This is a genomic window from Brevundimonas sp. FG8 (genome assembly GCF_057808845.1).
The window spans coordinates 26432-34195 of the sequence record NZ_JBMDIU010000017.1 but is presented as its reverse complement, the minus strand read 5'-3'; the positions used below and the strand labels follow the sequence as shown (position 1 = coordinate 34195).

The 7764-nt window shown below is 68.7% G+C and carries 7 protein-coding genes; 4 read left to right on the top strand and 3 right to left on the bottom strand.

All coding sequences use genetic code 11. The annotated features are described in order from the left end of the window. Nucleotides 1-62: 62 nt before the first annotated feature. Nucleotides 63-626: an SH3 domain-containing protein gene (locus tag ACODRV_RS17020; RefSeq protein ID WP_240811701.1), complete on the bottom strand. Its 564-nt coding sequence runs from the start codon at nt 624-626 to the stop codon at nt 63-65. Nucleotides 627-669: 43 nt separating this feature from the next. On the opposite strand from ACODRV_RS17020, the gene ACODRV_RS17015 reads away from it, so the two are divergent. The 3 genes from ACODRV_RS17015 to ACODRV_RS17005 all read left to right on the top strand — a co-directional run bounded on the left by ACODRV_RS17015 (nt 670) and on the right by ACODRV_RS17005 (nt 5871). Further along, the gene (locus ACODRV_RS17015) at nt 670-1656 is read left to right on the top strand and encodes a 2-hydroxyacid dehydrogenase (protein ID WP_488909138.1); all 987 of its coding nucleotides are present in this window, start codon (nt 670-672) and stop codon (nt 1654-1656) included. A gap of 66 nt (nt 1657-1722) precedes the next feature. Further along, nucleotides 1723-3759 (top strand): alpha/beta hydrolase family protein, encoded by a 2037-nt coding sequence (locus ACODRV_RS17010; RefSeq protein WP_488909137.1) that lies wholly within the window; start codon nt 1723-1725, stop codon nt 3757-3759. Between the two features lie 18 nt (nt 3760-3777). Then, the gene (locus ACODRV_RS17005; protein ID WP_488909136.1) at nt 3778-5871 is read left to right on the top strand and encodes a S9 family peptidase; all 2094 of its coding nucleotides are present in this window, start codon (nt 3778-3780) and stop codon (nt 5869-5871) included. Here the strand turns inward: ACODRV_RS17005 and ACODRV_RS17000 are convergent. Both ACODRV_RS17000 and ACODRV_RS16995 read right to left on the bottom strand, forming a co-directional pair. Next, on the bottom strand, nt 5844-6605 hold the full coding sequence (locus tag ACODRV_RS17000) for a HesA/MoeB/ThiF family protein (protein WP_488909135.1): 762 nt from the start codon (nt 6603-6605) through the stop codon (nt 5844-5846). The genes ACODRV_RS17005 and ACODRV_RS17000 overlap by 28 nt on opposite strands. A gap of 39 nt (nt 6606-6644) precedes the next feature. Beyond that, on the bottom strand, nt 6645-7034 hold the full coding sequence (locus ACODRV_RS16995; RefSeq protein ID WP_488909134.1) for a BLUF domain-containing protein: 390 nt from the start codon (nt 7032-7034) through the stop codon (nt 6645-6647). A gap of 141 nt (nt 7035-7175) precedes the next feature. Here ACODRV_RS16995 and hslV point away from each other — a divergent pair, with 141 nt between their 5' ends. Next, nucleotides 7176-7736, top strand: a complete 561-nt coding sequence (hslV, locus tag ACODRV_RS16990; RefSeq protein ID WP_488909133.1) for an ATP-dependent protease subunit HslV — start codon at nt 7176-7178, stop codon at nt 7734-7736. Nucleotides 7737-7764 lie beyond the last annotated feature (28 nt).

The window sequence follows — 7764 nt, the reverse complement described above, 5'->3', positions numbered from 1 at the left end:
GCTGCCGCGCCGGTCTGTCCTCTCCATTCGCTTGAGGGCGAATGGAGAGGTGAGGCGGAAGTCTATCGCCGGTCGCGGGCGGCGCCGGCGGGGCGGTTGGCGTCGCACAGGGCCTGTTCCTGGGCGCCGAAGACGGCGGACTGCGGCACCCAGCCGCGGAGGCGGCGGACGCGGACCTCGCACCACTGGTCGACACAGGCGTCTATGGACACCAGGGACCTGGCCGAGAGACGGGCGCGGACCGGCGAGGCGCCGGAGCGCCCGGCGTGGATGGGAATTTCCTCGTCGGTGGCGTTCATGACGCTGCGGCTGCTGGTCACGACGCTGCGGTGGACCCAGGCGACGGCGCCGTCGGGGTCGCAGATTTTCCGCCAGCCCTCGGTCTCGGCGACGACCTGAACCGGCAGGTTCGAGACCCGGTATTGCCAGAGGATGCGGTAGTCGAGGCCGGGGCCCTGACGGGCGAAGACCTTGCTCGATTTCAGCGACAGCCAGCGCGGCACGGGCTGGCCGCTGGGCGTCGGGCGCCCCCCGGGCATGGTGTTGGCGGCGCCCGCCAGCACCGCGCAGCCGATCACGCCCCCGATCAGGGCGATGCGCTTGAGACGATGAGCTTTGCCAGACACCGACAGGACCATTAAAGCCGGGATGAGAAATCGAAGGCTCCGAATGTCCGCTCCCAGGCTTAAGGTCGTATTAACCAGACGCTTGCCCGACGCCGTGGAAACACGGATGCGCGAGCTGTTCGACGCCGAGCTGAACCTGACGGATCGGCCGATGACCCGCGCCGAGCTGGAGGCGGCGATGCAACGCGCTGACGTGTTGTCGCCGACCATCACCGACATCATAGATGGTCCGTTGATCGCCAGGGCCGGGCCGCAGCTGAAGATGATCGCCAATTTCGGCGCGGGCGTGGACCATATCGACATCGACGCCGCCGTGGGCCGGGGTCTGATCGTGACCAATACGCCGGGGGTCCTGACAGAGGACACGGCCGATCTGGCCATGACGCTGATCCTGGCGGTCAGCCGCCGGATCGTCGAGGGCGCGCAGGTGATGCAGGAGGGCCGGTTCGAGGGCTGGAGCCCGACCTGGATGACCGGGCGCAAGCTGTGGGGCAAGCGGCTGGGCATCGTCGGCATGGGCCGGATCGGGCAGGCGCTGGCCCGCCGGGCGAAGGCGTTCGGGATGCAGGTCCACTATCATAACCGCAAGCCGGTCTCGCCGATGATCGCCGAGGAACTGGGCGCGACCTACTGGGACGATCTGGACCAGATGCTGGCGCGGATGGACCTGATCTCGCTGAACAGCCCGGCGACGAAGGAGACCCATCACCTGTTGTCGGCCGAGCGGCTGGCGAAGCTGCGGCCCGAGGCCATTCTGATCAATACGGCGCGCGGTGAGCTGATCGACGAGGCGGCGCTGGCCGAGGCCGTGGCGCAGCGTCGCATCGCCGGGGTCGGGCTGGACGTCTTCGAGCACGAACCGAAGGTGCATCCGGGCCTGATCGGGCATCCGAACGTGGTGCTGCTGCCCCATCTCGGCTCGGCGACGATCGAGGCGCGTCAGGACATGGGCGACCGGGTCATCGCCAACATCCAGACCTTCGCCAACGGACACCGCCCGCCGGACCGCGTCATTCCCGCGATGTTTTGATGGAACCCGGCTTGACGGCGCAGCCCCGCTTGGGTTGTCTGCCCGCGCAAGTATCGGGGGATTATCGTGAAATCGGGTTTGAGCAAGGCGGCGCGCGCGGCGTTGTCGCGACGGGGGCTGCTGGTCGGCGCGGGCGCGCTGGTGGGGGGACTGGCCACGCTTCCGTCCGGTATGGCGCGGGCGCAGGGCGCGGCGGGAGCTTATCCGCTGCAGGAGTTCTTCAAGCCCATCCGCTCGGTCGGGGCCGCGCTGTCGCCGAACGGCGACCGCATAGCTGTCGGTGAAAACCTCGGTACGGACGCCGCGCCCCTGAGCGCCGTCGACCTGCTGTCCGCCGCCGATCCTGAAGGGCAGCGCCGCCGGATCAGCCTGGGCGCCGTGCACATCACGGGTCTGGAATGGGCCAGCAATGATCGCGTGCTGGCGACCGTGATGATGAAGGGCGAGACCGGCTCCAGGTCGCGGGCGGGCTCGAACCTCCGCACCGAGAGCGTGGAGTTCTGGATGCGGCGGGTCGTGTCGATCCATGCCGACCGTGGCGACCCGGTGGTCCTGTTCGGCGACCAGCGCAACCAGATGCGCGGCACGTTCGACATGGGCCGGATCATCGACCTGCTGCCGGATGACGCCGACAACATTCTGATGGCGGCCTGGGACGGGGACGGCGTCCTGGCCCTGCATCGGGTCAATGTGAACACCGGAACGCCGACCCGGCTGGAGCGGGGCGCATCGGGCACCTACACCTGGCGCACGGTCAACGGCGTCCCGGTGATGCGTCACGACATCAACACTCGCGGCACGATGGAGACCGTCATGGTCCGCGCGCCGGGTGAGGCCGAGTGGCGAATGGCCCGCCGGACGCGTGTCCGGGACGCGCCGGACTTCTCGTGGGTGGGACCGTCGGACCGCCCCGGCGTGGTGCTGGTCAGGGCGCGGCTGGACACCGAGGACGTGATCAGCGTGCGCGAGATGGATCTGGCGACAACGGCGCTGGGCGCCCCGTTGAACAGCCGTCCGGGCCGCGACGCGCTTTACGGCCTCAAGGATTCCGCCGGCCACTATCTGGGGGCCGCTTACTACGGCGAGCGGCTGGAGTACGAGTTCGCCGAGCCGGCGCTGGTCCCGCATCATCGCGCGCTCAACCGGTTCTTCGACAACAGCTGCGACGTCGCCCTGACGGATGTGGATCGGGCCCGCAACCGCTTCATCGCCTATGTGAACGGACCGAACGAGCCGGGCGCGTGGTTCTTCTATGACAAGGACGCGCGGCTGATCGTCAATGTGGCGCAGGCGCGCGCGCTGGAGACGGATCGGCTGGGCGTCGGCGAGGTGCTGCAGGTCCCGACCCGCGACGGTCAGACCATCGAAGCCTATCTGCTGGCGCCGCCCGGCGGGGCGCCGGGGCCGCTGATCGTCCTGCCGCATGGCGGGCCCGAGGTGCGGGACTACCCCAGCTGGGATCGACAGGCCCAGGTGCTGGCGGCGCAGGGCTGGTGGGTGCTGCGCCCCAATTTCCGGGGGTCGGGCGGCTATGGTCAGGCCTTCGCCGAACAGGGCTGGACCCGCTGGGGGACGCGGATGCAGGACGATGTCGAGGACGCCGTCGCCCACGCCATCAGCCTCAAGGGACTGGACGCCTCACGGGTCGGCATCATGGGCACCAGCTACGGCGGCTATGCGGCCCTGATGGGGGCGCTGAAGCGACCCGACCTGTACAAGGCCGCCATCGGCATCTGCGGCGTCTATGACCTGCCTGAGATGCTGGCGTGGGAGGAGCGGCAGGACGACTCGGCTGACAAGCTGGCCTACCAGTTCTGGACCAAGCGTATCGGCGACCGCACCCGGGACGGCGCGGCGCTGCAGGCGGCCTCGCCCAGCCGCCGGGCGGCCGAAATCAACTGTCCAGTGCTTCTGGTTCACGGGGCTGATGACGGCATTGTTCCGTTCATTCAGTCCCGGCGCATGCGGGACGCCCTGCGTTCGGCGGGCAAGAGCGTGGAGTTGATCGAGATCGCCGACTTCGGTCACGCCGACTGGGAGGACGCCCGGGAGCAGGACCTCATGACCCGCTACGTCGCCCTGTTCCGGCGCGCCTTCGCCTGAACCATCCCGGGGGGAGTGATGAAGTCTCTGATCCGTCGGCTGGCGGGGGCCGGCGCCGCCGTGTTTCTGGCGCTGGTTCCGGCAGGGGCCGCGACGGCCGATCCGCCGACCGCGGAGGACTTTGTCGATCCCGCGGTTCTGGCCGGCGCCAGTCTGTCGCCCTCGGGCCGGTATCTGGTCTGGGTGGTGCGGATGGGGGCGGACAACGAGCTGCATGTCCGCGACCTGGTGAAGGGTGACGTCACGCGGATGTCCGCCGGGGGCTCGCGCGAGCATTTCGGCGGGGTCTTCGTCGAGTGGGTGGCGTGGAAGAGCGATGACCGCCTGCTGGTGGCGCTGACGAGGATGGAAGTCCGGCGCAGCGGCAACCGCGAGGACGGCCGCATCCGGTCCTTCACCTACGGCCGGGCGATCCTGTCGATGGCCCGCGACGGGTCGAGCATGGTGTCGCTGAAGGCGCCGCGCGCTGACGACGGCGATCCGGGCGATGTGCTGGACACCCTGACGGATGATCCCGACCACATCCTGATGACCTATCGCACCGGCGGCGGCAGTCTGGATGTGGCGCGGGTCAACGTCACGACCGGGGCGGCGGTGAAGATCCTCGGCGGCCACCGCCGGGTGCTCAGCTACGTCACCGACAACGCCGGGGCGGTAGTCGGACGGGTGGCCTATCGCGGCTCGACCGGTCGCGTCCTGCTCCTGGAGGCGCTGAACGCCGACGGTCAGTGGAGCGAGGTCTATCGCCTGCGCCGCGATGAAATCCGGGATCTGCCGGACTATGAGTTTCTGGGGCCGACGGCGCAGTCGGGCCAGATCTATGTGACGGTCCAGCCGAAGGTGGCCGAGGGCGGCAACACCGCTGGCGTGCACATCTTCGACTTCCGGACCCGGGAGATGGGCCCGGCGGTCTGGCGGCATGAACAGTATGATGTGGCCGGCATCGTGCTGGACCCCGACACCCACGAGCTTCTGGCGGGCTGCTACTGGGCGGACATCTATCGCTGCGACTTCAATGACCGGCGCGAGGATGCGGTGATGAACGGCATCCGCCGGTTCTTCGGCGAGGGCTGGAGCGTCTCGGTGGTGTCGCAGGCGCGGGATGGGTCGCGCTGGCTGGTGCAGGCCAGCGCCCCGAACAATCCCGGTGAGTATTATCTGTTCAACGTCGCCGAGCGGCGGATGGAGATGCTGGGCTCGATCTATCCGAGGCTGCCGGAGGAGCAGCTCGGCGTGATGCGCCGGGTCGAGTACACCGCCTCGGACGGTCAGACCCTGTTCGGCTATCTGACCCGCCCGGCGGGCGCGGCGCCGGATGCGAAGCTGCCGCTGGTGGTCCTGCCGCACGGCGGGCCGGAGATGCGGGACTTCATGGCCTATGACATGTGGGTCCAGTTCCTGACCACGCGCGGCTATCAGGTCTTCCAGCCCAATTTCCGGGGTTCGGCCGGGATGGGCCGGGTGTTCGCGGAGGCCGGCTATCGCCAGTGGGGCCTGCGCATGCAGGACGATGTGACGGACGGCGTGCAGCACCTGATTTCACAGGGGCTGGCCGACCGGGGGCAGGTCTGCATCATCGGGGCCAGCTACGGCGGCTATGCGGCGCTCCAGGGCGGGGCGACCCAGCCTGACCTGTACCGCTGCGCCATCTCCATCGCGGGGCCGAGCGACCTGATGACCATGCTGCGCTGGGAGCGGTCGGAAGGCGGGTCGGACTCGGATCGCTATGAGTACTGGGTGCGGTCGATCGGCGATCCGAACGTGGACCGCGCGGCCATCGAGGCGGCCTCGCCCCTGCGCCGCGCGGAGGGCTGGAGCATTCCGCTGCTGCTGATCCACGGCGACGAGGACGAGGTCGTGCCGGTGGCGCAATCGCGCACCTTCGAGCGGGCGCTGCGTCGGGCGGGCAAGCCGGTGCGTCTGGTCGAGCTGGATGGCGCGGGCCACAACGGCTGGTCGCGGGCGCAGGAGATCACGGTGATGACCGAGATGGAGGCCTTCCTGCGGCAGCACATGCCGGCTCCGGCTCCGGCTCCGGCTCAACCCGTGGCTCCGGTTGCTCAACCCGTAGAGAGGGCTGAGCCTCAGGCCGAGGCGGCGCCCGCGTCCTGAGCGCCGCAGACGGGGCACTCCGGGTCGGGGGCGACGCGGACGGTTCGCGCCGTTCCCGCCAGTCCGTCGTAGAGCAGAAGGCGGCCTGACAAGGGCTCGCCGGCCCCGGTGATCAGCTTGATCGCCTCCAGCGCGGCCATGGCTCCCACGACGCCGGCCAGGGCGCCGATGACGCCGACCCGGCTGCAGGTCTCGGCGTCAGGCGGGCTGTCGGGCACCATGCAGCGATAGCAGGGCTGGCCGCTGAAGACGCCGACCTGCCCGTTCCAGCGACCGAGCGCGCCGGACACCAGCGGGACGCCGTGGCTGACGCAGGCTGCGTTGACGCAGAAGCGGGTGGCGAAATCGTCCGTACCGTCGATGACGACATCGCAGTCCTCGATCAGGGCGGCGGCGTTGTCGGCGGTCAGGCGTTCGGGGCGGGGCTCCAGACCGACGTGGGGATTGAGGGCGGCCAGGGTCTCCGAGCCCGCGATGACCTTGGCGCGGCCGATATCGGCGCTGTCGAAGACGATCTGGCGCTGGAGATTGGACAGGGCGACGACGTCGTCGTCGATCAGACGCAGGGTTCCGACGCCTGCGGCGGCCAGATACAGGGCTGCGGGCGCGCCGACACCGCCCAGACCGATCAGGCCGACGCGCCCGGCCTTCAGTCGCTGCTGGCCGGGCCCGCCGACGTCGGACAGCACCAGGTGGCGGGCGTAGCGCTCGATTTCGTCTTGGGAAAAGCTCACCCGCCCCAGTTAGGCGCTGGGAGGGGCGACGTCACGCCTTCAGGCGGCGTATTTGAATTCCAGCATGGCTTCTGCCTCGTTGGCGGTGAGGCGCGAGAGCTCCACCACGCCGATCCGCTCCAGAAGGGTGCGGGGATCGGGACAGACGCTGATCGGGTCTTCCAGAAGGCGGCTGGAGATCGGGGTGTCCACCAGCACGCGCAGGCCTGTGTGGCGGCGGTCCGCCAGCAGACGGCGCATCAGACGATCCAGATCCGCGCGACGGCCCTCCATCGCCTGAACGATATGGCCACGGTGGAACATGACGGCAGCGGTGATCCCGTCGCGACGGTTGTTTGCTTCCGACGCGCCGAGGATATGGGCGAGAGTCAGGGTCGAGACTCCCGTCGCGCCGACCGCTTCACTGGCGTAAATCACACGATGCAGCACGATCTGACCCCAAAATTATCGCCCCAAGGGCCTAATCTAGCAATGTAACGGGTTACATTGGTCATATTGTGGCGCTTGCGTATCATTGAAATCCCACGAGATTCCCTTGCCGCGCCCCATTTCGGTCTCCATCTGGAAGAGATGACGAACACCACATCCTCATTCCCCGATTGGCACGGCACAACGATCCTTGCGGTACGTAAGGATGGGCGCACCGTTATCGCCGGCGACGGCCAGGTCTCGATGGGGCCGACCATCGTCAAGGGCGCGGCCCGCAAGGTGCGGACCCTGGCCGGCGGCAAGGTGCTGGCGGGTTTCGCCGGCGCGACGGCCGACGCCTTCACCCTCATTGAGCGGCTGGAAGCCAAGCTGGAGCAGTATCCGGACCAACTGGCCCGCGCCTGCGTGGATCTGGCCAAGGACTGGCGGACCGACCGCTATCTGCGTCGACTGGAGGCCATGCTGCTGGTGGCCGACCGGAATTCGATCTTCACCGTCACCGGCGTCGGCGATGTGCTGGAGCCGGAGTACGGCGTGGCGGCGGTCGGCTCGGGCGGAAACTACGCCCTGTCGGCGGCCCGCGCCCTGATCGAGAATACGGACATGGACGCCGAGACCATCGCCCGCCGGTCCATGGCCATCGCGGCGGAAATCTGCGTCTACACCAACGGGAACCTGACGGTGGAGACGCTGGGTGGGTGAAGAGTGAGTTGTGAGTAGTGGGCTCGGC

Coding starts and splice junctions, on each gene's coding strand:
- ACODRV_RS17015 (WP_488909138.1), top strand. CDS start 670: ATGTCCGCTCCCAGGCTTAAGGTCGTATTAACCAGACGCTTGCCCGAC.
- ACODRV_RS17005 (WP_488909136.1), top strand. CDS start 3,778: ATGAAGTCTCTGATCCGTCGGCTGGCGGGGGCCGGCGCCGCCGTGTTT.
- hslV (WP_488909133.1), top strand. CDS start 7,176: ATGACGAACACCACATCCTCATTCCCCGATTGGCACGGCACAACGATC.